The organism is Pseudomonas sp. UV AK001, from assembly GCF_046097675.1.
In the GTDB taxonomy this organism is placed as follows: Bacteria; Pseudomonadota; Gammaproteobacteria; order Pseudomonadales; family Pseudomonadaceae; genus Aquipseudomonas; species Aquipseudomonas kribbensis.
Genome location: NZ_JBJUVZ010000025.1, coordinates 1 through 980 on the forward strand (window position 1 = coordinate 1; position 980 = coordinate 980).

1 protein-coding gene is annotated in these 980 nt (G+C 64.8%); it reads left to right on the forward strand.

Annotated elements, in window-relative coordinates:
* Positions 1-980, forward strand: a 980-nt coding sequence (hutU, locus tag ACKLNA_RS29100) for a urocanate hydratase (protein WP_408987845.1), incomplete at both ends; no start/stop codon positions are given.

The following is a 980-nucleotide window of genomic DNA, read 5'->3' on the forward strand; positions in this document are numbered from 1 at the left end:
ACATTGGCCGGTGCCTGCTCGCTGAACATCGAATGCCAGCAGGTGAGCATCGATTTCCGCCTGAAAAGCCGTTACGTCGACGAGCAGGCCAAAGACCTCGACGACGCCCTGGCGCGCATCGAGAAGTACACCAAGGAAGGCAAGGCGATCTCCATCGCGCTGCTGGGCAACGCCGCCGAAATCCTTCCGGAACTGGTCCGTCGCGGTGTGCGCCCGGACATGGTCACCGACCAGACCAGCGCCCACGACCCGCTCAACGGCTACCTGCCGGCCGGCTGGACCTGGGACGAATACCGCGCCCGCGCCAAGACCGAACCGGCCGCTGTGATCAAGGCCGCCAAGCAATCGATGGCCGTCCACGTCAAAGCCATGCTGGACTTCCAGAAGCAAGGCATCCCGACCTTCGACTACGGCAACAACATCCGTCAGATGGCTCAGGAAGAGGGCGTGGAAAACGCCTTCGACTTCCCGGGTTTCGTACCGGCCTACATCCGTCCGCTGTTCTGCCGTGGCATCGGCCCGTTCCGCTGGGCGGCGCTGTCGGGTGATCCGCAGGACATCTACAAGACCGACGCCAAAGTCAAAGAACTGATCCCGGACGACGCCCACCTGCACAACTGGCTGGACATGGCCCGCGAGCGCATCAGCTTCCAGGGTCTGCCGGCGCGGATCTGCTGGGTCGGCCTGGGTCAGCGCGCCAAGCTCGGTCTGGCGTTCAACGAAATGGTCCGTCGCGGCGAGCTGTCGGCGCCGATCGTGATCGGTCGCGACCACCTCGACTCCGGCTCGGTGTCCAGCCCGAACCGCGAAACCGAATCGATGCAGGACGGCTCGGACGCCGTGTCCGACTGGCCACTGCTCAACGCTTTGCTCAACACCGCCAGCGGCGCGACCTGGGTTTCCCTGCACCACGGCGGCGGCGTCGGCATGGGCTTCTCGCAACACTCGGGCATGGTGATCGTCTGCGACGGTACGGATGA